Below are 21,978 nucleotides of genomic sequence, written 5' to 3' on the forward strand. Positions count from 1 at the left end.
GAAAACCTTCAAAATTCTTGCTGAGCGATATCGCAATCGAGGCAAAAGACTAGCATTAAGATTCAATCTAATTGCTGGAATTTATAACTTGGAGCTGAGTGAAAAATGACTTATGAAAGAAATCTATAGTTAACTTGATGAATATAAATAGAAATGATGGATAATCAATTAAACTGGGCTAAAGATAATTTTGAGAATATTGAAACTGCATGGGAAGGCGATCTTTGGGATCGCCGTCGCTTAGGAGAGCAACTTACAAATTACGTCGATCGCTTAAATTGCGGAGCTGTTCTTGCTTTGGATGCACGATGGGGTGAGGGAAAAACGTGGTTTGTTCGTCACTGGGCGAAACATTTAGATGATACTCAGCATAACGTGATCTATTTGGATGCATTTGCTAATGATTATTTGGAAGATCCATTTTTAACGATTGCCGCTGAAATAAGTCAAACTTTTAAAGAATCAGAAGAAATTGATGATGATGAAATTAAAGATTTTAATGCTAAGACTGCTTCAGTATTAATATCGCTGGCGGCTGTCATACCAATAATTGCGGCTAAAGCGGGATGCATTGGATTGGCTTGGGTGGAGCTGGAGAAGCATTTAAAGAGGTATATGAAGAAGGCAAAGAGTTGTATGACACAGCAAGTGAGGAAATAGCTGCAAAAGTTAAGGAGAAAATCGAAAAGAAAATAGAGAATCATCAAGTTGAGAAACAAACAATTCATGACTTTAAGAAAGAACTTGCTGAATTAGCAGAAAATTTAGATAAGCCTTTAGTCTTTATTATTGATGAATTAGACCGTTGCCGCCCTGATTTTGCAATACGTTTAATTGAGAGGATCAAACACTTTTTTGATATTAGAAAAATAGTTTTTGTATTGGTAATGAATAAAAACCAACTTATAAATGGTATTCAGCATATTTATGGATATGACAATGAGAGTTCGAAAATATATTTAGAAAAATTTATCGACTTTGAGATTCCCTTGAGAAATCAAGTAAATATTCTGGATAAAAATAAATCTAATTTAGAAGTAATTTCAAAATTATTAAAATTGGTGGGAGAAGAGTCTGTAGATATTGCTTTAGTCGTGCTACTTAGTATTAGTAAAGATATATCCACACGGGAACTTAAGAGGAAAATTAATCTTTATGCTTTATTAAAAAAAGAAAAATTAGAAAATAATATTTTTATCGCTTTGGGAGTAATTAAAGGGGCAAGGGATTTATTGCATGATATGGAACGCATTGCTGTGTTAATAATGAAAATGAAGCAAGGTAATGAAAATGTTTCTGGTCTAAATATGGCTCATTTTAATATAGAAAACTTTAAAGAAATAGTTGAGAAAGAGTTTAATGTTGAGTTATTGATAATTAATGATTATCTTGAACACGTAAGTGCGATGGAAGACTTACGTACCCGCTATCAGCATAATACTTATGAAATAGAATATACTAAGTTTTTAAATAAATATGCATTTAAGCCGTCAGAAGAAATGCAATATCATTTATTCCAGCAGCAATACTTTAACTATATCGAAAACAGTGTATGGCTAGAGGATTAATCAATCTTAAAATAATTTATCAATAGTTCTACATCATCAGTCTGCAACTGTTCCCGCATATTTAAAAACTGCTTTTCATCTAAGTCATAGAGCTTAAGGGAAAGTAGTTTTTTGATATCTTCTTCAGGAAAGCGATATTTAATTACTTTAGCAGGGACTCCGCCGACAACAGCATAAGGTGGCACATCTTTAGTCACCACCGCACCAGTAGCTACTACAGCACCTTCACCGAGTGTAACACCTTGCATAATCATCGCACGTGAGCCGATCCAGCAGCCATCACCAATGATTGTGTCACCCGTAGGGACAAAACTCCGTGTATCAAACGGAAATGCCGAAATCCAGTCTGTGCGGTGGAGTTGGTTACCGCCCATCATAATCACGCATTCTGCGCCAAAACAGACAAAATTACCGATATGTAGCTGGTCTATCGGCTTCTCAGCTGTTGCAGGTTTATCGTGCAGATAACGTACCACACAGCGCTCAAAACCCTGATCCCAATATGCAGAATAATATGAATAATTACCTTTGATGTGAATATTAGGGTTCTTCACTGTTTTAGAGATGAACTCAAACTCACACCAATGATTGACAGGTGAATTAATCAATTTTTCAGACATAACTGGGATACAAAAATAGGGAATGTGCCATTATACCGAATAGATCTTTACGCTGGTGAATAATCCAATTCCACAAATGAACTGATGGCAAAACTAAGTTTTAGGTGGTTTTAGATTGTTGAGGAATACGGGCAATGACCTTAATTTCAAAATCAAAACCCGCCAGCCAATTCACACCTATTGCTGTCCAGTTTGGATAAGGCTTTTGTGTAAACACCTCATTTTTAACTTTCATGATGACTTCAAATTGCTGTTCAGGGTTTGTATGGAAGGTGGTGACATCGACAATTTCATCGAAAGTACAGCCTGCCGCAGCGAGAGTATGGCTAAGATTCTGGAATGCTAGTTTTACCTGTTTCTCAAAATCAGGTTCAGGACTGCCATCTTCACGGCTACCGACCTGGCCTGATACAAAGAGTAAATTTTCCGATTTAATAGCAGCAGAGTAACCATGCTGTTCATACAAGGCATGGCGATCTTGGGGAAATATTGCAATTCTAGTCATGTTTATTCTCATTCAATATCTGGTTTTAAAAGTGGGGGGAAAGCAGCTTTATTTTTGACATACGTATCGTATGTCAACATAATTGACATACGCCTGGTATGTCAATTAAAATTTTTGTGATGATGAGGTAATCAAAGCAATGTCTGTTCGTGAAAAAAAAATGGCGGCAACCCGCAAGAAACTGATTGAAGTGGCACGCCGTACGTTTGCTGAGTATGGCTATGCAGACACCTCAATGGATAAACTCACGGCAGAAGCAGGGCTGACCCGTGGTGCGCTGTACCATCATTTTGGCGATAAAAAGGGCTTATTTGCTGCTGTGGTTAATCAAATTGATTCAGAAATGGCTTTATCTGCCCAGAAGTATCTGGAGCAACCCGAAGATCTTTGGGAGGGGTTGATGCTTGAGGGGAAAACCTATATTGAAAATGCCTTGAATCCTGAGTTTCAGCGAATTGTATTACGCGACGGACCTGCGGTATTGGGTGATCCTGCGCATTGGCCGAGTCAAAACAAATGCTTGAAGTCTACACGTGAATGCGTAGAACAGTTATTGGCAGCAGACCGAATTAAAGCAGTGAATTCTGAAGCGGCAGCCATATTTTTAAATGGAGCAGCCATGAATGCGGCGCTTTGGGTGGCTTCTAGCAAGAATCCTGAGCAGGTGTTGTCAGAAGCATTACATGCCTTTCAACTTTTTGCATCAGGATTATTAAAAGAAGGATAGAGCAGGGGTATAATAATTATTTGTCTGATTATAAAAAACCCCTCAAAAGAGGGGCTTAAAATTGCTATCTTAATGAATTAAAGATATTCAACTTTAGAAACTTCGTACTCAACTTCACCTTGTGGTGTGTTGATTTTTACATCGTCGCCTTCATTTTTACCCAAAAGACCACGAGCAATTGGAGAGTTCACAGAGATTTTGTTGATTTTAAAATCTGCTTCGTCATCACCAACGATTTTATAAGTCTTTTGTTCTTCAGTATCTAAGTTCTCAATGGTCACAGTCACACCGAAAACCACACGGCCATTTTGCTCAAGTGATTTAACATCAATCACTTGGCAAGCACCCAATTTACCTTCGATATCTTGGATACGGCCTTCACAGAAACCTTGTTGCTCGCGAGCAGCGTGGTATTCAGCGTTTTCTTTCAAATCCCCATGTTCACGCGCTTCAGCAATTGCTGCAGTAATACGTGGACGATCAACACTTTTAAGTTGCTGTAATTCTTTCTCTAGGGCAATTTTGCCTTCGGGAGTCATAGGATAACGTTGCATTGTTGTCCCTCATGTTTGTAAAAAGAAAAAATCAGTAAAATTTTTACTGACCTAGAAATGAAAAAAAGCCCGCCACCGAGAGGTGGCGGGACTTCTCGGTAACTTAATTAACCTTTAGTAAGGTCTTGTAAGCGGTATACATCCATTGGCAATTTGATTGCTAAAGCTTGGCATACTGCATCAGCACCGTTAAGGGTAGTTGTGTAATACACTTTACCTTGTAATGCAGAGCGGCGGATCGAGAATGAATCTTCTTGAGCCTGTTTGCCTTCAGTTGTATTGATAATGAGGTGAACTTCGCCATTTTTCAAGCGGTCTACGATATTAGGACGGCCTTCAGTCACTTTGTTCACACGTTCACATTCAATACCAGCATCTTTAATCACATCATAAGTACCGCCAGTAGCGATCACTTTGAAGCCAAGATCTGTCAACTGTTTCGCAATACCAACAGCACGAGGCTTGTCAGAATGACGAACAGATAAGAATGCATGTTTTACTTCGCCTTCCGTTGGTAGGCCTGGTAAACGGTCATTAGAGCCTAACACAGCTTTATAGAACGCTTCACCAAATGTTTTACCTACACCCATCACTTCGCCTGTAGATTTCATCTCAGGGCCAAGAATTGGGTCAACACCAGGGAATTTATTGAATGGGAACACCGCTTCTTTTACAGAGAAGTGTTCAGGAATAATCTCTGTAGTGAATCCTTGAGATTCTAGAGATTGACCTGCCATACAACGCGCAGCCACTTTCGCTAAAGATTCGCCGATACACTTAGATACGAATGGAACAGTACGTGATGCACGTGGGTTCACTTCTAAGATGTATACGTCAGTACCTTTAACCGCAAACTGTACGTTCATCAAACCGATTACGCCAAGCTCTTTTGCCATAGCGATGGTTTGACGGCGCATTTCGTCCTGAACTTCTTTAGATAAAGAGTAAGGAGGAATAGAACATGCTGAGTCACCTGAGTGAATACCCGCTTGTTCGATGTGCTGCATGATACCGCCGATCACAACGTCTTTACCGTCAGATACGCAGTCCACGTCAACTTCAATCGCATCGTCTAGGAAGTGGTCAAGAAGTACTGGCGCTTCGTTAGATGCTTGAACCGCATCACGTAAGTAACGTTTCAATTCTTCGTCGTTGTACACGATTTCCATCGCACGGCCACCAAGTACATAAGATGGACGTACCACAAGTGGGTAGCCAACTTTTGCTGCTTCAGCCATACCTTCTTCAGCAGATTTTACGATGCTGTTGTTTGGTTGACGAAGTTGTAGACGTTGAATCATTTGTTGGAAACGTTCACGGTCTTCTGCACGGTCAATCGCGTCAGGTGATGTACCAATAATTGGCGCACCAGCTTCTTCTAAAGCACGAGCCAATTTAAGCGGAGTTTGACCGCCGTACTGAACGATAATACCTTTAGGCTTCTCGATACGCACGATTTCAAGTACATCTTCCAAAGTAATTGGTTCGAAGTACAAACGATCTGATGTGTCGTAATCTGTAGAAACCGTTTCAGGGTTACAGTTCACCATGATGGTTTCATAACCGTCATCACGCATAGCAAGCGCCGCGTGTACACAGCAGTAATCGAACTCGATACCTTGACCAATACGGTTTGGACCGCCACCGATGACCATGATTTTGTCACGGTTAGACGGATTCGCTTCACATTCTTCATCGTAAGTTGAGTACATGTAAGCTGTGTCAGATTCAAACTCTGCAGCACATGTATCTACACGTTTGTAAACTGGAGTTACGCCCAAGTTCCAACGGTGTTTACGGAATTGTTTTTGTGAAATGCCCATCAAGTCCGCAATGCGAAGGTCAGATAAACCTTTGCGTTTGAACGAACGGATGTTGTCAGCGTTTAAGTCACCAAAACCTAAAGTTTTGATTTGGTTTTCAGTTTTGATGATGTCTTCGATTTGAATCAAGAACCAACGGTCAATTTTGGTTGCTTCAAATACTTCATCAAGGGTGAAACCGTGACGGAATGCATCGCCTACATACCAAATACGCTCTGGACCTGGAACTTTCAATTCAACAAGAATTTTCTCACGTGCGCCTTCAGTGCCCACAGCGATTTTTTCGTCAAAACCACATGCGCCCACTTCAAGACCACGAAGTGCTTTAGACACAGACTCTTGGAAGTTACGGCCAATCGCCATTACTTCACCTACAGATTTCATCTGAGTCGTCAAAGTTGCGTCAGCTTGCGGGAATTTCTCGAAGTTGAAACGAGGAATTTTCGTTACAACATAGTCGATCGCAGGTTCGAAAGATGCAGGTGTTGTACCGCCAGTGATGTCATTTTTCAACTCATCGAGGGTATAACCTACAGCTAATTTAGCCGCAATTTTCGCAATTGGGAAACCAGTTGCTTTAGAAGCAAGGGCAGATGAACGAGAAACACGTGGGTTCATCTCGATCACAACCATACGGCCGTCTTTCGGGTTGATACCGAACTGAACGTTCGAACCGCCAGTTTCTACACCAATTTCACGAAGTACAGCTAAAGATGCATTACGTAAAAGTTGGAATTCTTTGTCAGTCAATGTTTGTGCAGGAGCAACAGTGATTGAGTCACCTGTGTGCACGCCCATTGGGTCAAAGTTTTCGATTGTACATACAATGATACAGTTGTCGTTTTTGTCACGAACAACTTCCATTTCGTACTCTTTCCAACCAATTAAAGATTCATCGATCAATAATTGTTTAGTTGGAGAAAGATCGAAACCGCGTTCACAGATTTCAATGAATTCTTCACGGTTGTATGCGATACCGCCGCCTGAACCACCCATAGTGAATGATGGACGGATAATGACAGGGAAGCCGAAACGCGCTTGAATTTCAAGTGCGTGTTCCATGCTTTCTGCAACGTCAGCGCGAGGGCATTCCAAACCAATTTTGCGCATTGCGATATCGAAAAGTTTACGGTCTTCCGCTTTTTCGATTGCTTCTTTGGTCGCGCCAATCAATTCAACATTGTATTTTTCTAAAATACCGTTGGCATCGAGTGCAAGGGCACAGTTCAATGCTGTTTGACCACCCATTGTAGGAAGAACTGCGTCTGGGCGTTCTTTCTCAATGATTGCAGCTACAGTTTGCCAAGTAATCGGCTCGATGTAAGTTGCGTCTGCCATCGCAGGGTCTGTCATAATGGTCGCTGGGTTAGAGTTCACCAAAATAACACGGTAGCCTTCTTCACGAAGGGCTTTACATGCTTGCGCACCTGAGTAGTCAAACTCACATGCCTGACCGATCACAATCGGACCAGCACCAATAATTAAGATGCTTTTAATGTCTGTACGTTTAGCCATGATGCTTCCTTAATTACTTCTTAGATGCTTCGATAAGTTCGATGAAATGATCGAACAGTGGTGCGCAGTCATGTGGACCAGGGCTTGCTTCTGGGTGGCCTTGGAAACTGAACGCAGGTTTGTCTGTACGGTGAATCCCTTGTAGGGTTTGGTCGAACAGTGATTTGTGCGTAGCTTTCAAGTTTGCAGGTAATGTTTCTGCATCTACTGCGAAGCCATGGTTTTGCGAAGTAATCATCACAATACCAGTTTCCATGTTTTGAACAGGGTGGTTGGCACCGTGGTGGCCGTGAGGCATTTTCACAGTTTTTGCACCTGAAGCAAGTGCAAGAATTTGGTGACCCAAGCAAATACCAAATACTGGTACATTGCGAGCATCTTCTACAATTGTTTTTACAGCTTCAATTGCGTAGTCACATGCAGCTGGATCGCCGGGGCCGTTCGATAAGAACACGCCATCTGGATTCAATGCAAGTACGTCAGCAGCAGGAGTTTGCGCAGGCACGACAGTCAATTTACAACCGCGGTCTGCGAGCATACGTAAGATGTTGGTTTTGACACCGTAATCGTATGCAACAACATGGAATTTAGCTTCAGGCTGAGAGAAACCTTTACCTAATGTCCAAGAACCTTCAGTCCATTCAAAGCCTTCAGGGTCACAGCATTCTTTTGCAAGGTCTAAACCATTTAAACCACCAAAAGCGCGTGCTTTAGCTAAAGCTTCTTCTTCTGTAATGTTTTCGCCAGCAAGGATACAACCATTTTGTGCACCTTTTGCTCGCAGAATACGCGTTAATTTACGTGTATCGATGTCTGCAATAGCAACAACATTGTGTTGTTCAAGGTAATCACCAAGTGATTGCTCAGCACGGAAGTTGCTATGCAATAAAGGTAGGTCACGAATGATCAATCCGTTAGCCCATACTTTATGAATTCGACCTGACTCAGCGTCTTCATCATTACAACCTGTGTTACCGATATGTGGGTAAGTTAGTGTCACAAGTTGTTGTGCATAACTAGGGTCAGTCAAAATTTCTTGATAGCCAGTCATTGCTGTATTAAAAACGACTTCACCAGTCGTACTACCCGATGCGCCAATAGAAGTACCTTTAAAGATAGTTCCGTCGGCAAGGGCTAAAATTGCTGGGGTGCTCAAACCAAAGCTCCTGAAATTTAGGCTGTAAAAAAGCGAGAAGACGAAAAAAAAGGAAGGCTGCTTAAAAACCTACCCTCCTTACATCTGCTCGCTTGAACTTAACACGGCATTATACGCAGAAAGCCACTGAAAGTCCATCGTAAATATCAGGAATAAAGCAGATAAAGCGCTTGCATTTTAGAATAAAGTTTGGTTTTGCAAAATCTTAGAAAAATGTAAGCAATTAATTATTGTCAGACAAATCATAAATTAAAATTTATCAAAAAGCGCTAATGTGGGTCGGTCAGCAAAAACTATAGGTACAAAGTCATGGCAACACAACAAAAACAAACAGCGGCTAAAACCTCCCTGAAAGAAGTCGTTATCGAAGGTGCTGAAAAGCTTGAACAAGTTGCAAAAGAGGCAAGTGTTCAAGCCACAGAAGCGGTCACTGAAAGCAAAGAAAAGATCGGAGCAGAGGCAAAGCAGTTGAATGCCAGTGTGCAAGATCAATTGCGTCAGTTGAAGCAAGATGTATTGAATAAACTTGATCAGTTAAAAGTTCAGTTTGGTTCATCGCAAAAAGATTTTAGTGAACTCAAAGAATTTGTGAAAACTGAATTTAATACGGTTATTGATGATCTTTCAAAACTTGGAAAAGAGCTGAAAGAAGATGTGACCCAAATTTCAGGAAAGCACAAAGATCATCTAACAGAAACATTTAAGCGTTCTAAGGAGCATACTTTGGAAGCGTGGAAAAAAGTTTCACCAGTGAAAGCTGAAGTTACGGATCAAACCACAGATCTTAAAAGTTAATTGTGAATGACATGAATTTTAAAACGCTTGAGCTAAATCTAGTCATTCCAGGGAGCTGGATTCGGTGAGAGCGAATTAAACTTCAATTTAACGCTAAATATGCAAAAGGGAGTCATTAATGGCTCCCTTATTGTGAATGGTACATTTAAGTCCAAAGCACCTATTTAAAAATAGACAGGCAATAAAAAAGCAAAAGATCGTACTTTTGCTTTTTATTGAAGATCAAAACATTAAAAATTTAGAACTGATGTAGCCAATCACGTTTGTTGTGAAAGTCAGCATTTGGACTACTATGCTGCATGGCATAGTACTGTTCACCTTGAGAGGTTTTCAGTACTGCAGTTAGACCAATATAGAGATCTTCCCATTTAAGTTTGTACTTCAGCATAAATTCTGTCAGATCAAGACTGACATTTAAGCCATAGTGCGTCCGTTTCAACTGATTCAGTTCGATATCGTAAGCAGCTTGTGGCGGCATATCTTCTGGATAGCGATATTCTTCAAACTGGTAAGCCTGCCAAGCTTGTGAAGGGGAGAGGTTGATTTCACGATAAAAGTCTTCATTGCGTACACCAATAAAAACTTCTAAGCAGGTCTGTTCCCACAAAAAATCGATTCGTGGGTGAGCTGATACCAATTCTGGCCATTGAATCAGTTGGTTTGGGTCTCGAATCCAATAACCCACATTTAAAGTATATGGGCTTTGTTGTTCGATAGCACCAACGACTGATACAGCCTGAAAGCGACGATCAAAAGCGCTGAGTTCGAAACTTGCCATAAATGCTTAGTTAGACAGGTGTGCGTAGCGAACAAGGTTAGACAGTTTTGCATTTTGTTTTGCCGCTTTGCGGTAAATCAAAGCAATCTTACCAATCGTTTGAACAACTTCAGAACCTGAAACAGTCGCAATTTCAGTAATCATTGCAGCACGAGCTTCACGGTCTTCTGCCACAACTTTCACTTTAATTAACTCATGGTCGTTTAACGCACGGTTTAATTCTTCAATAACGCTTTCTGATAAGCCTTTGTCCGCAACCATTACAACTGGGTTTAGGGTGTGACCAATTTGACGTAAGCGTTTACGTTCTTGAATAGATAAAGCCGCCATAAATATAACCTAATTTTAAAAACGACCTAGTATAGCAAAATCAAAGTTGAAGCGCTGTATTTAATCGGCATTTTCTCGATGAAGATTATTGAAAAAAACATGATTTAAGATGCTTTTTAGATACACATGTCTACTGCAAAAGTGCTGAATTTCACGTACAATCAAGACTGAGAAGTTTTTTTTATTTAGAGAGTTATGGCTACCCGCATTACTAACCAGAAATTATCCAAAAGTAGTCGTGACTGGATGCGTGAGCATCTTGATGACCCCTTTGTGAAAAAAGCACAAAAGGAAGGATATCGTGCGCGTGCCGCTTATAAATTGCTTGAAATTCAAGAAAAATACAAATTGATCAAGCCGGGCATGACCGTTGTCGACTTAGGTGCTGCACCAGGCAGTTGGTCGCAAATTGCCGGAAAACTTGTTGGTGACAAAGGTTTGGTGATTGCTTCTGATATTTTACCAATGGATGCTTTACCGGATGTGACCTTCTTGCAAGGTGACTTTCGTGAACAAGAAGTGTTCGATGAATTGTTAAAAATTTTAGATGGACGTACTGTAGACGTTGTAATTTCAGATATGGCCCCCAATACATCAGGTAATAAGGCTGTAGATCAACCGCGTCAGATCTATCTTTGTGAATTAGCAATCGACTTTGCTCAAAAGGTTCTTGGACCAAATGGACAGTTTGTTGTTAAAGTGTTCCAAGGTATTGGATTTGATGAATACCGTAAGCAAGTTGTAGACACATTTGATGTGCTGAAAACAGCAAAACCGGCGGCTTCACGTGCTCGATCTAAAGAAGTGTTTTTAATCGGGCAGGGACGTAAGAAAGCTTTCAAGTAAAGTTTACTTGCCAACTCGTTAAAAATTGTGCATTTTGTACGTTTTTAAATTATTGCGAAGCTACTCTGCAGCGTAAGTATTAGAGTCACCCATGTAAGTGGGATTGAACGAATTAGATAGAAATGGGAATAAAGCTTTGAGCGATCTTTTTAAGAATGCCGTGTTGTGGCTGGTTATCCTAGGCGTGCTGGTTTTAATCTTCAGCAACGTCAGTGACCGCAATCAACCGACCGCGATGAACTATTCTGAGTTCGTGGCAGCCGTAAATGCGGGTCAGATTAAACAAGTCACCATTGATGGCGAAAGAATTCGTGGCGAAAAATCAAACGGTTCAGAGTTTGAAAGTATCCGTCCTGCGGTTCAAGATCCTGAACTTATGCCGAACCTGATCAAGAACAATGTTGTTGTTGAAGGTACAGCGCCACAGCGTCAAAGTATTTTGATGCAACTTCTGATTGCAAGTTTCCCTGTTCTTTTAATCATTCTGTTATTCATGTTCTTTATGCGCAACATGGGTGGTGGAGCTGGTGGTAAGAATGGCCCAATGAGTTTTGGTAAGTCAAAAGCAAAAATGCTGTCTGAAGACCAAATCAAAGTGACATTTACTGATGTAGCGGGCTGTGATGAAGCTAAACAAGAAGTTGTTGAAATCGTTGACTTCCTAAAAGATCCATCTAAGTTCAAACGACTTGGTGCAAGCATTCCGAAAGGCGTGCTTATGGTTGGTCCTCCGGGTACGGGTAAAACTTTACTTGCTAAAGCGATTGCGGGTGAAGCGAAAGTACCGTTCTTTAGTATTTCGGGTTCTGACTTTGTTGAAATGTTCGTGGGTGTGGGTGCGTCTCGTGTCCGTGATATGTTTGAACAAGCGAAGCGTCATGCACCATGTATCATTTTCATCGATGAGATCGATGCCGTTGGTCGTCACCGTGGTTCAGGTACAGGTGGTGGTAATGATGAGCGTGAGCAAACATTAAACCAAATGTTGGTTGAAATGGATGGTTTTGAAGGCAACGAAGGTATTATCGTCATTGCTGCAACAAACCGTGCTGACGTATTGGATAAAGCTTTACTTCGTCCAGGTCGTTTTGACCGTCAAGTGATGGTATCTCTACCAGACATTAAAGGCCGTGAACAAATCCTGAATGTACATTTGAAAAAATTACCTTCTGTGACTGGTGTAGACGTGAAAGTTTTGGCACGTGGTACACCGGGCTTCTCGGGTGCTCAGTTGGCTAACCTTGTAAACGAAGCGGCACTGTTTGCTGCACGTCGTAACAAGAACACGGTCGATATGCATGACTTTGAAGATGCGAAAGACAAGCTTTACATGGGTCCTGAACGTAAATCGATGGTGATTCGTGAAGAAGAACGTCGTGCGACGGCTTATCATGAAGCAGGTCATGCAATTGTTGCTGAAATATTGCCGGGTACAGACCCTGTGCATAAAGTGACAATCATGCCGCGTGGTTGGGCATTGGGTGTGACTTGGCAGTTGCCTGAACATGACCAAACCAGCCATTACAAAGACAAAATGTTGAATGAACTTTCAATTTTGTTTGGTGGTCGTATTGCAGAAGAAGTCTTCATTAACCAAATGTCGACTGGTGCTTCAAATGACTTTGAACGTGCAACGAAAATGGCACGAGCAATGGTTACTAAATACGGTATGTCCGATAAAATGGGCGTCATGGTTTACGAAGATGACTCACAGCAGTCATTCATGGGTGGTTTAGGAAGTCGTGTGATTTCTGAAGCAACTCAGCTTGAAGTTGACCGTGAAGTTCGCCGTATTTTAGATGAGCAATATAAAGTTGCTCGCGATATTCTTGAAAATAACAAAGATATTGCACATGCCATGGTGAAAGCATTGCTTGAATGGGAAACCATTGATCGTGATCAAATCCGTGACATTATGGAAGGTCGTGAACCTCAACCACCAAAAGTGTACATCGCTGAAAATCCAGTGATTGATGTCACACCAACGGATGGTCCAGATGTTCCACCACCATTACCGTCATTGCCAAAAGCATAAAATTTTAAAACCACCTTCGGGTGGTTTTTTTATATGAAAATAAATGCATGTGAACGAAATGCTGAGCAAACTTAGCGTTAAAATAAGCGCAGCAAAATCTGGGATGTGTACTATGAAGTTGGTGTCTTTGCCTAATAAAATTTTAAACTGTGGTAATTTGCAATTAGATTTGTCAGAGCCACATGTGATGGGGATTTTAAATGTCACACCGGACTCTTTCAGTGATGGTGGCAAACACAATGGTAAAGACCAAGCTATAGCACATGCCTTACAAATGATAGTGGATGGCGCGACAGTGATTGATGTCGGTGGTGAGTCAACACGTCCGGGTGCATCTGTTGTTGAGGTTGAAGAAGAAATTCGACGGGTCGTACCCGTCGTTGAAGCCTTAACTAAACACAATGTAGTGATTTCTATCGATACCTCACAGCCTGAGGTGATTGAGGCAGCGGTTCAGGCAGGTGCGCATATCTGGAATGATGTACGTGCATTAACTCGGCCGAATGCCTTAGAAACCGCTGCAAAACTGGATATTCCAGTGATCATTATGCATATGCGCGGCGAACCCACCACGATGAATAATCTAGATCAGTATCAAGATGTTGTGGCTGATGTCATTGATGAATTAAAGCAACGCGTGCAAAATGCATTGGACGCAGGCGTGCGTGCAGAAAATATTATGATTGATCCGGGTTTTGGTTTTGCTAAAAATGCGCAGCAAAACTTAAAGCTTTTACAGCAATTCTATCAATTGAATGACATGGGCTATCCGATCCTGTCTGCATTATCACGTAAGCGTTTTATCGGTGAAGCACTTGGCGGTGCAGATGCACAAAATCGCGCTGTAGGCTCGGTTGCAGCGCATCTACTCAGCATTCAACAAGGTGCATGTATGGTTCGCGCACATGACGTCAAAGCGACGGTAGATGCGATACGTGTTTGGCAAGCCATGCAGAATGCAGTGTGATTTGAAAATACTGAATCCCAATAAATTTGGTGAATTGTAGTATTTGTGTTATATAAGCGCCCTGAATGTTTTGTGATAGAGTTTCGTATGTTTGCAGATTTACTGCTACCCATGTTTGATGATGAATATTACCCAGATGTGTTGGTTGCAGAGGTGAAGTTATTGGTTGTTCAATTTGCGAAGAAAATTGCAAAAGCAGATTTAAGTTCAACTGATATCTACCATTTTGCCAATGAAACGGTTGCACAGCTCAATAAGATGAAACCTCAATTTGAAGATTTAGATTCGTCTTTGGATGATACGGCTGCAGATTATATTGCAGAAGCCATGATGATGGTGCTGCAAGATGAAGGTCATATGGAAATTGAAATGGAAGAGTTGGTTGCTAACCGAGAATGGTAATTGAACTTTAAATAAAAGCCCTGTAGTGACAGGGCTTTTTTGTGTCTAGGGATTTATAAAATTATTCAGCATTGTCTATAAAATCTTTAAACGATGATTTGATCGATGCTGATAGTTTCTGTTCTTCTTGCATGGCTTGTAAGTGTAGTGTGTAGAAATACGTTTGATGCACTTTTTGTTTTAAGGATTGTTGATAAGACCAAAATGCCAGTTGGCGAAGCTTTTGTAGTTTTACCCGTTCAATGGCGCTGCTTTCAGGTTTATAAAATAATTCAGTAAATACACATAAAAACAGACTGAAAAAAAGTCCGCAGAGACTGATGAGGTTTAATACATCTGCTTGTAGATACTTAAAGTTTATAGCGAGGATAAGTGTTAATCCGCCAAGGAGATATAGTTGTATTTGCAGGCGTTGAACTGCGGACTTGCTGCTAAAACTTGCTTGATAATGTGCATACCAAACATAGCAATAGATCAAAGCAAGAATAATCAATATACCAAGATTAAACGCCATGTTTGGGTCGTGAATTGAAAGTGCTGTTGAAAGTATATGCCCAAGTACAGCGCTGCCAAGAGAGATTAAAAGTATCAGGCAAAAGCTAAAGATTAAAACGGGTGCAGTGGGCGTGAGATTGATGATTTTAAAATGCGCAAACAGCAACCGTTGATAAAAGGCATCGGGATGTTTGAGCTGTAGTGCAGGGAGATCAAAATCTGAAGATATTGGCATTGAATAATAATAGATTTATAAATTTTAGGCATAAAAAAACCAGCAAATTGCTGGATCTTTTATTGCACCAATCTTAGAGGTATAAGAATGGTGCCCGAGGCCAGACTCGAACTGGCACGCTTTGTGGGCGGGGGATTTTAAATCCCCTGTGTCTACCGATTTCACCACTCGGGCATGTGCGCAATAATAGAGTACGAAATGAAGCTTGGCAAGAGTATTTGATGGTGTTTGTTTTAAAATCAATCAATTCATGCATATAAGTTGAAAATATTCAAAAATAGCGATGTATTGAATGACTTTTTGAGCAGTGATTTAAAGTTTTTTGCACTATATCAATGCCAGCTTATTTCATTAACTCATCAAGATAATGTTCAACATTTTGGTGCTTTAGCTTTTTACATAGCTGATTTTCCTGATGCAGCATTTGTATGTGCAAATTTTGGAACAGGGTAAAGCGCTCAGATAACTGTTTATGATTTGCCTGATTCGGATTACTGAGCGACAAACGTAATTTTGCTTTAAGCATTTGTTTATACGACCAATAAGCAATACGACGTGTTTCTTGCAGAAAATAGTATTCTTGCGTGTTACTTCCACCTTTGAATAGATTTTCTTTATAAAAACGCACAAAGCCGAAACTCATGGCGAAAAAGAACAATACAGATTGAACAAAGGTGCTTTGTAAAAAGGCGATATTGAGTAACTGTAATAAAATCACGATCGCAAGTCTGAACGGCGTATTCTTCAAACTTTGATACAGTGACATTGAACTGTGCTTGATTTGCTTGATGACTAAGGGTACAACCAGCATGAAAAACAGCATAATACTCAGTACAGCAATACCATGAGCTCGAAACTCACTCATTTCTGGAAAATACAGTTGCACTGCATGTCCAATACTCATGCTCAAAGAAATAAAAATCATCGCCGCCAAAACCCAAGGAATAAGCTCTTTGAGTTCGTCTAAAATGCCTTGAGTTTTCAGTTGGCTATAAAATAAATAATTATGTTTAAAGGCTGCTGGATATTGCTGTTTCAGTTGTTGAAGGTAAAGCGCAGCCTGTTTCTTTTGAGCCATATTGTGACGTTAGTATTAAAGCGTGAAAGTAATATAGTTGATTTCGATATTTTTGACATAATTTTTTTCTAAATCATGTTGTATATCTGAACATTATAAGAGAAAACGCAATTTCTATAGCGAAGGTCGCAGTTTTCATGCTGCTTTTATGCGAAAATACATACTTATTGAATATTAAGTTTTTATAGGCAGTTTATGACTGATCATTCTCCTGAAACATTAAGCGATATCGAAATTCTAGACATTCTTCAGTCGATGAAATCAGATGTTTTAAATACTGAAGCAAATGAAGTGATTCGTAGTGGGGGAAAAGCTGGTCGTCAAGAAGCACACAAACAAGCTTTGGTAAAATTAAATCAAGCATTTGAAGATAAATTTGTTGAAGCTGTGACTTTGGCTTTAGGCTTAAATGAAGGCCAAAGTAAAAAAATACGCTACAAAAAAGATCGTATCCGTATTTTGAAAGTTCGTGGTATCGATTATTTAGCGATTGATGGTGCCGAAACTGCACAAGTACTGTCACAAGTTGCACAAGCGATTGTACGTGAAGACGCAACGGTGACTCATGACCTGCATAACATTTTCCCATTTTGGAAAGAAGGCTGGCCAATGGTGCAATTCGACAATGTCTATAAAATTTTAGAAGATGACATTCGTATTCATTATGAAGCAGTTCTAGAAGCATTAATTTCAAAGCATTAATCACTACAAATGAACCTGTGAGTGTAAAACACTGGCTGGTTCATTATTGTTAAGCATAAAAAAAGCACCTGATGGTGCTTTTTTTATCTTTAACTTTTTAAGTTAAGCTCGAATAAAACGGAAACATTCCAAAGATCAGACCTGCTGCTAACATGACAAAACACGTGATTACAGCCCAGATAATGGTAAATTTCTGATGTTGTCCAAACTCGATACCCGCAAGTCCACAGAGTAAATAGGTCGAAGGGACAAGTGGAGAGAGTAGGTGTACAGGTTGCCCTACGATGGAGGCACGTGCCATTTCTACAGGTGCAATTCCATAATGAGCTGCTGCATCTGAAAGAATTGGCAAAACCCCCAAAATAGAAAGCATCATTCGACATAAAGAAAGTCATCGGCATACTGATGACAGCGGTAATCGGTGCTAAATAGGGACCCATACTTTCAGGGATAATTGCCACAAGTTGTTTGGACATGGCTTCTACCATGCCTGTTCCAGCTAAAATTCCGGTAAAAATACCTGCAGCAAAAATGATGCCGACCACGTTTAAAGCACTACCTGCATGATGTGCGATTAACTTTTTCTGCAAGTCGACATTTTTGTAGTTGACGACTAGCGCAATACATAAAGCCACCATGAATAAAATAGACATAGGTAAAATACTAAAAACCAGACAAATCATCAGAACGACGGTTAACAGTGCATTAAACCAACGTAGATCTGCGCGGTTGGCTTCTGGATTATCTGAGATTTGAATGTTTTCACCATGACTGATATCCAATTGGACAATTCCCAGACGCTTTCTTTCCATGCGACCATACATCGTTCCTAAGAAGTACAACCAGCTGATGGCAAATAGCATCGGTAAAACCATCGGAACAAATACATCACTTGGGTCGACATGAAGCGCGCTGGCGGCGCGGGCTGTAGGCCCACCCCATGGCGTAAGGTTCATAATGCCGCTAGAGAGCATAATCAAACATGCCATAATCAATGGGCTCATACCTAAGCGCTTATAGAGTGGCAGCATGGCAGCAACACAGATCATATAGGTTGTAGAACCATCTCCATCCAAAGAGACAATTAACGTCAGGGTAATGGTTCCAAGGACAACTTTTAACGGATCACCTTTGACCATTTTTAAAATAAATTTCACCTAAGGGTCGAACAAACCTGTATCAATCATGATGGCAAAATACAGAATCGCAAAAAGCAGCATGATGCCAGTCGGTGCAAGTTTTTTTACACCTTCTATCATCATTTCGCCAATTTCATTTATTTGTATGTGTGACAAGCTGTCAAAAAAAAAACCAAGTAACCACGCAATCAAGGCAAAAAGTAGGGGAATTAAAGTCAGTGCGACAAGTGGGCTTAAGCGTTTCGACATGATCAAATACATAAAGCACAAGATCATGCCCAAACCGAGTACGGTTAACATGGTTCATTCCTTTGAAATATAAAGCTGTTTTTAAATCCAAGGGCAGAGCATAAAGAGAAAATTCATCAGTCAAAACAAAGGTGAGAAAATGTGAAATACATCACTATTTTGATGAAAAATAGTCATTAATAATGAAGGTATTAAGGAGGGGTAGTTCTTCGATTTATTTTAATTTTTATTCAAAAAAAGTGGTCTGTTTACATATATTCAACATCTGTAGAGAACTGTAAGTGCGTGTAGATTCAGTTTGATCACAATAAGTGCGCTTAAGCAAAAATAGACAGTAGCGTCCGAATCGGCCAACTAAAAAATCGGAACCAAAAAATTAAGGGATTATAAAAAAACAGACCAAAACGCATAGTTTCGTCAAAATGTTGTCTGCCGCGTTCATAAGGATAAGGTGTTAAAAACCAAGCAGTGACGATCAGTGCAACACCGAGCAATAGAAATAAAGGTTGTGGATGAGCTTTGAAAAAATAATAGATTAGATAAGCCCCAGTATAAAAACTAAAGCAAGTCAAAATCGCTTTAAGTGAAAAAGACATCTTCGTATTCCATCGTATTTATATTTTATTGTTTTAGAAAAAAAAGAATCGAATTAATCCGATTCTTCTGGTGTATCTAGTTCAGTTTCAGCCTGTTGTAAGCGGGTCACTAATAATTGGTCAATTTTAAAGTGGTCTACATCCACAACTTCAAATTTGTAGCCATGATAGGTGACAAAGTCCGCTGGACGTGGAATTTTACGCAGTTTAAACATCATAAAGCCCGCAAGGGTTTCATAGTTTTCTTCATCGGGCATTTCATCTAAAGCGAGGGCATGCTTTAAATCTTCGATTGGTGTACTGCCATCGATAAGCCAAGAATCCGCATCACGTTTAATAATTTGTTGTTCTGCTTCAATCGGTGTTACCCAGTCGCCCATCACGGTAATCATAATGTCGGAGAGGGTAATAACGCCGACAACCAACGCATATTCGTTAATTACTACGGCAAATTTTTCTTTGGTTGAACGGAAACGATCGAGTAATTCGGACAGTGTTAAAGTATCTGGAATCGTGAGGACATTACGAATGGTATTTTCGTTGAGTTGTAAAAGTGACTGATTGTTCAAGATACGAACCAAAATATCTTTGGCATCTACATAACCAATCACGTCATCAATATTTTCACTACAGACCAAAAACTTCGAATACGGAAATTCTGCGAGTTTTTGACGAATACTGGCTTCTGATTCTTTTAGGGTAAAGTACACCACATTTTCACGTGTAGTCATACTTGAAGGGACATTACGTTCTTCCAGTTCAAATACGTTTTCAATAAAGTGGTGTTCTTGCTTTTGTAGTACACCAGCTTGAGCACCGGCATCCATCACGGCTGAAATATCGTCAAAGGTAATATTGTCATCACGTGTTGTATTCACTTTGAATAAACGAAACAACAAATTGGCAATGGCATTAATCACCCATGCCATTGGTTTACACACTTTAATGAAGATTTGAATCGGGTCTACAACAGCAACGGCGATTTTTTCAGGTGCGATCATCGCCAAACGTTTTGGCATCAAATCAGCAAATAGAATGAATAAGGAGGTGACTAAAGTAAACGACAGGGTGAATCCTATGGTTTCAGTCCACGGGCCCTGATAAAAACGGGTCACTAAGGTTATGAAATAAGGACGAAATGCACCTTCACCCAAAATACCGCCAAGAATTGCCACGGCATTTAAGCCAATTTGTGATGCGGCGAAAAAGTCTGCTGAGTTGGCTTGTAAGTCAAGCACACGTTGTGCACGTGAATCTCCAGATTCAGCCAAAATTTTAAGCTTTACTTTTCGTGCACCCGCAAGGGCAATTTCTGTTAAGGATAGAAAACCCGCACCGACGATCAGGAGAATAATAATGACAATATTTTGGAAAAGGCTCACGAATACACCTGTTTGTGATTCATTCTATTTTTCTGTATTTCTAACACAAAAATGGGCAAGGTAGTAGTCTTAACTACTACCTATATAGTGACAGTATACGTTTGAATTAATAAGGAATTAAAGAACTAATTACTGATACTGTGAAAACTGAGAGTTATTCATTAAGTATTCGCGGTTTTCTTCTTCAATCATTTGACGTGCAACATACAAAATAAGTTGACGTAACCAGCGATGAGCAGGGTGATGATGAAGTAACGGACACCACGCCATTTTTAATTCAAATTCAGGAATATAGAATGGAGGATCACGAAGTAATAGGTTTTGACTTTTAGCTTGAAGGCGAGCAATACGGCTTGGCAGAGTCGCAACTAAGTCAACATTCGATGCCAATAAGCCTGGCATTTGATAATGACGGGTGAAAACTGAAATTTTACGTTTTTGGCCAATACGTTCTAAGGCTTGATCAATCCAACCAAGACCCGCTTGTTTTTCAGGATTGACACCAAATCCAACACCCATACCTGTTTTAGACACCCAAATGTGTTGTGCATCTAGATAGCTCTTCAGGTTTAAATTATTTGCAGCAGGGTGCTTGGCATTTAAAAGGCATGAAAAACTGTCACGCCAGACCAATACTTGGTGGAAACTTTGCGGAATTTCATTAAAGCGGTTAATCGCCAAGTCGACTTTACCTTGTTCCATATCTCGATAAGACACATCACTTGGTGTTAAAAAGTCCAGAACCACATTGGGTGCTTCGGAGCGCAAAGCTTTTACTAGGCGCGGTACCAGTGTTGCTTCAGCATAATCTGAAGTCATGATGCGGAAGACACGATTTGAAGTGTAAGGTCGGAACTCGGTACGGGGTTCCAAAATCATCGAAAGGTCAGAAAGTGCATCACGGATACGTGGCTGTAATTCAAGTGCACGTTCTGTAGGTGTCATACCTTCTGAAGAACGAATAAGAAGTGGATCATTAAATAAGTTGCGTAAACGACGTAAAATATTACTCATCGCAGGCTGAGTTACACCCAGTTGCTCGGCAGCACGAGTCACGTTTTTTTCACGAAGAAGTACATCAAGATAAATTAATAGATTGAGATCGACCCGCTCCAGATTCATAAAATAAATACCGACAATAAAATCATGAAATTTATCTGATTATGCCATAACTACTAAGGCTTGTGTAAAAAATGGATGAAAAAATGACGTGTACTTTTGTACTAAAATTCGGCAGTTTTAAGACAAATTTGCTGAAGTGCCAGCACATATTTCTTAAATACTTATTATCTGTTTAGACCGATATTTTTAAGTGAGTGAAATAAAAATACGGAGCAATTTTGTTTATGCGATGTGATGTTCATAAAACAAAAAAATTAGATGAAATATCTCATTTACATGATCATTTGAAGACAGAATAACCAAGTATTTAGCTTGGTGAATTTGGGCAAAAATGGCGTAAAAAATGCTGTTTTTTTTAA

The 21,978-nt window shown here is 40.1% G+C and carries 21 protein-coding genes, 1 tRNA gene and 2 pseudogenes; 10 read left to right on the top strand and 14 right to left on the bottom strand.

Going from position 1 to position 21,978, the window contains the following annotated elements; translation table 11 throughout:
- The 3 genes and pseudogenes from FTU37_RS10510 to FTU37_RS10520 all read left to right on the top strand — a co-directional run.
- A pseudogene (locus FTU37_RS10510) lies at nt 1-109 on the top strand (IS5/IS1182 family transposase); the annotation flags it as partial.
- A gap of 44 nt (nt 110-153) precedes the next feature.
- A complete protein-coding gene (locus tag FTU37_RS10515; RefSeq protein ID WP_180124306.1) occupies nt 154-660 on the top strand; it encodes a P-loop NTPase fold protein in 507 nt (168 codons plus the stop codon).
- Nucleotides 567-1,568, top strand: coding sequence for a P-loop NTPase fold protein (locus FTU37_RS10520; protein WP_180124307.1), 1,002 nt, complete (start codon nt 567-569; stop codon nt 1,566-1,568). The genes FTU37_RS10515 and FTU37_RS10520 overlap by 94 nt, the downstream gene beginning before the upstream one ends.
- On the opposite strand, the gene FTU37_RS10525 is transcribed toward FTU37_RS10520, so the two are convergent.
- Both FTU37_RS10525 and FTU37_RS10530 read right to left on the bottom strand, forming a co-directional pair.
- Nucleotides 1,565-2,188, bottom strand: a complete 624-nt coding sequence (locus FTU37_RS10525) for a CatB-related O-acetyltransferase (protein WP_180124309.1) — start codon at nt 2,186-2,188, stop codon at nt 1,565-1,567. The two genes, FTU37_RS10520 and FTU37_RS10525, sit on opposite strands and share 4 nt — an antisense overlap.
- 100 nt (nt 2,189-2,288) lie before the next feature.
- Nucleotides 2,289-2,693 (bottom strand): RidA family protein, encoded by a 405-nt coding sequence (locus tag FTU37_RS10530; protein WP_180124310.1) that lies wholly within the window; start codon nt 2,691-2,693, stop codon nt 2,289-2,291.
- A gap of 139 nt (nt 2,694-2,832) precedes the next feature.
- Here FTU37_RS10530 and FTU37_RS10535 point away from each other — a divergent pair, with 139 nt between their 5' ends.
- Nucleotides 2,833-3,420 carry a TetR/AcrR family transcriptional regulator gene (locus tag FTU37_RS10535; RefSeq protein WP_180021942.1) on the top strand — a complete coding sequence of 196 codons (588 nt, stop codon included), beginning with the start codon at nt 2,833-2,835 and terminating at the stop codon, nt 3,418-3,420.
- A 77-nt stretch (nt 3,421-3,497) separates the two neighbouring features.
- Here FTU37_RS10535 and greA read toward each other — a convergent pair whose 3' ends face one another.
- The 3 genes from greA to carA form a co-directional block, all read right to left on the bottom strand.
- Nucleotides 3,498-3,974 carry a transcription elongation factor GreA gene (greA, locus tag FTU37_RS10540; protein WP_078191345.1) on the bottom strand — a complete coding sequence of 159 codons (477 nt, stop codon included), beginning with the start codon at nt 3,972-3,974 and terminating at the stop codon, nt 3,498-3,500.
- 107 nt (nt 3,975-4,081) lie between these two features.
- Entirely contained in the window at nt 4,082-7,312 is a 3,231-nt protein-coding gene (gene carB / locus FTU37_RS10545; RefSeq protein WP_180124312.1) for a carbamoyl-phosphate synthase large subunit, read from the bottom strand.
- Nucleotides 7,313-7,325: 13 nt separating this feature from the next.
- Entirely contained in the window at nt 7,326-8,468 is a 1,143-nt protein-coding gene (gene carA, locus FTU37_RS10550; RefSeq protein ID WP_168378093.1) for a glutamine-hydrolyzing carbamoyl-phosphate synthase small subunit, read from the bottom strand.
- 309 nt (nt 8,469-8,777) lie between these two features.
- On the opposite strand from carA, the gene FTU37_RS10555 reads away from it, so the two are divergent.
- A complete protein-coding gene (locus tag FTU37_RS10555; protein ID WP_180005424.1) occupies nt 8,778-9,263 on the top strand; it encodes a hypothetical protein in 486 nt (161 codons plus the stop codon).
- Nucleotides 9,264-9,501: 238 nt separating this feature from the next.
- Here FTU37_RS10555 and FTU37_RS10560 read toward each other — a convergent pair whose 3' ends face one another.
- The gene (locus tag FTU37_RS10560; RefSeq protein WP_180124314.1) at nt 9,502-10,041 is read right to left on the bottom strand and encodes a DOMON-like domain-containing protein; all 540 of its coding nucleotides are present in this window, start codon (nt 10,039-10,041) and stop codon (nt 9,502-9,504) included.
- 6 nt (nt 10,042-10,047) lie between these two features.
- Entirely contained in the window at nt 10,048-10,371 is a 324-nt protein-coding gene (locus FTU37_RS10565) for a YhbY family RNA-binding protein (RefSeq protein WP_168378090.1), read from the bottom strand.
- Nucleotides 10,372-10,566: 195 nt separating this feature from the next.
- On the opposite strand from FTU37_RS10565, the gene rlmE reads away from it, so the two are divergent.
- The 4 genes from rlmE (at nt 10,567) to FTU37_RS10585 (ending at nt 14,621) form a co-directional block, all read left to right on the top strand.
- Complete coding sequence (rlmE, locus tag FTU37_RS10570) at nt 10,567-11,217, top strand: 23S rRNA (uridine(2552)-2'-O)-methyltransferase RlmE (RefSeq protein WP_078191339.1); 651 nt, start codon at nt 10,567-10,569, stop codon at nt 11,215-11,217.
- A 136-nt stretch (nt 11,218-11,353) separates the two neighbouring features.
- The gene (gene ftsH / locus FTU37_RS10575) at nt 11,354-13,252 is read left to right on the top strand and encodes an ATP-dependent zinc metalloprotease FtsH (protein ID WP_078191443.1); all 1,899 of its coding nucleotides are present in this window, start codon (nt 11,354-11,356) and stop codon (nt 13,250-13,252) included.
- Between the two features lie 112 nt (nt 13,253-13,364).
- Nucleotides 13,365-14,219, top strand: coding sequence for a dihydropteroate synthase (gene folP / locus FTU37_RS10580; protein WP_218954661.1), 855 nt, complete (start codon nt 13,365-13,367; stop codon nt 14,217-14,219).
- An 87-nt stretch (nt 14,220-14,306) separates the two neighbouring features.
- On the top strand, nt 14,307-14,621 hold the full coding sequence (locus FTU37_RS10585) for a DUF5713 family protein (protein WP_180063202.1): 315 nt from the start codon (nt 14,307-14,309) through the stop codon (nt 14,619-14,621).
- 61 nt (nt 14,622-14,682) lie between these two features.
- Here FTU37_RS10585 and FTU37_RS10590 read toward each other — a convergent pair whose 3' ends face one another.
- From FTU37_RS10590 to FTU37_RS10600, 3 genes are all read right to left on the bottom strand, one after another.
- Nucleotides 14,683-15,351 (bottom strand): hypothetical protein, encoded by a 669-nt coding sequence (locus FTU37_RS10590; protein ID WP_180124316.1) that lies wholly within the window; start codon nt 15,349-15,351, stop codon nt 14,683-14,685.
- Between the two features lie 88 nt (nt 15,352-15,439).
- Nucleotides 15,440-15,525, bottom strand: a tRNA-Leu gene (locus FTU37_RS10595).
- Between the two features lie 169 nt (nt 15,526-15,694).
- Nucleotides 15,695-16,429, bottom strand: coding sequence for a hypothetical protein (locus FTU37_RS10600; protein ID WP_180005427.1), 735 nt, complete (start codon nt 16,427-16,429; stop codon nt 15,695-15,697).
- Nucleotides 16,430-16,624: 195 nt separating this feature from the next.
- Between FTU37_RS10600 and FTU37_RS10605 the strand changes: the two genes are divergently transcribed.
- Nucleotides 16,625-17,131 (top strand): hypothetical protein, encoded by a 507-nt coding sequence (locus tag FTU37_RS10605; RefSeq protein ID WP_078191335.1) that lies wholly within the window; start codon nt 16,625-16,627, stop codon nt 17,129-17,131.
- A gap of 97 nt (nt 17,132-17,228) precedes the next feature.
- Here the strand turns inward: FTU37_RS10605 and FTU37_RS10610 are convergent.
- The 4 genes and pseudogenes from FTU37_RS10610 to FTU37_RS10625 all read right to left on the bottom strand — a co-directional run bounded on the left by FTU37_RS10610 (nt 17,229) and on the right by FTU37_RS10625 (nt 21,619).
- Nucleotides 17,229-18,570 (bottom strand): annotated as a pseudogene (locus FTU37_RS10610) (CitMHS family transporter).
- A gap of 266 nt (nt 18,571-18,836) precedes the next feature.
- Complete coding sequence (locus FTU37_RS10615; protein WP_180008924.1) at nt 18,837-19,115, bottom strand: hypothetical protein; 279 nt, start codon at nt 19,113-19,115, stop codon at nt 18,837-18,839.
- 53 nt (nt 19,116-19,168) lie between these two features.
- On the bottom strand, nt 19,169-20,497 hold the full coding sequence (locus tag FTU37_RS10620) for a hemolysin family protein (protein ID WP_078191332.1): 1,329 nt from the start codon (nt 20,495-20,497) through the stop codon (nt 19,169-19,171).
- Between the two features lie 129 nt (nt 20,498-20,626).
- Complete coding sequence (locus FTU37_RS10625) at nt 20,627-21,619, bottom strand: LysR family transcriptional regulator (RefSeq protein WP_078191331.1); 993 nt, start codon at nt 21,617-21,619, stop codon at nt 20,627-20,629.
- Between the last annotated feature and the right edge of the window lie 359 nt (nt 21,620-21,978).

Source organism: Acinetobacter sp. YH12097, assembly GCF_013419225.1.
Classification (GTDB): Bacteria; Pseudomonadota; Gammaproteobacteria; order Pseudomonadales; family Moraxellaceae; genus Acinetobacter; species Acinetobacter amyesii.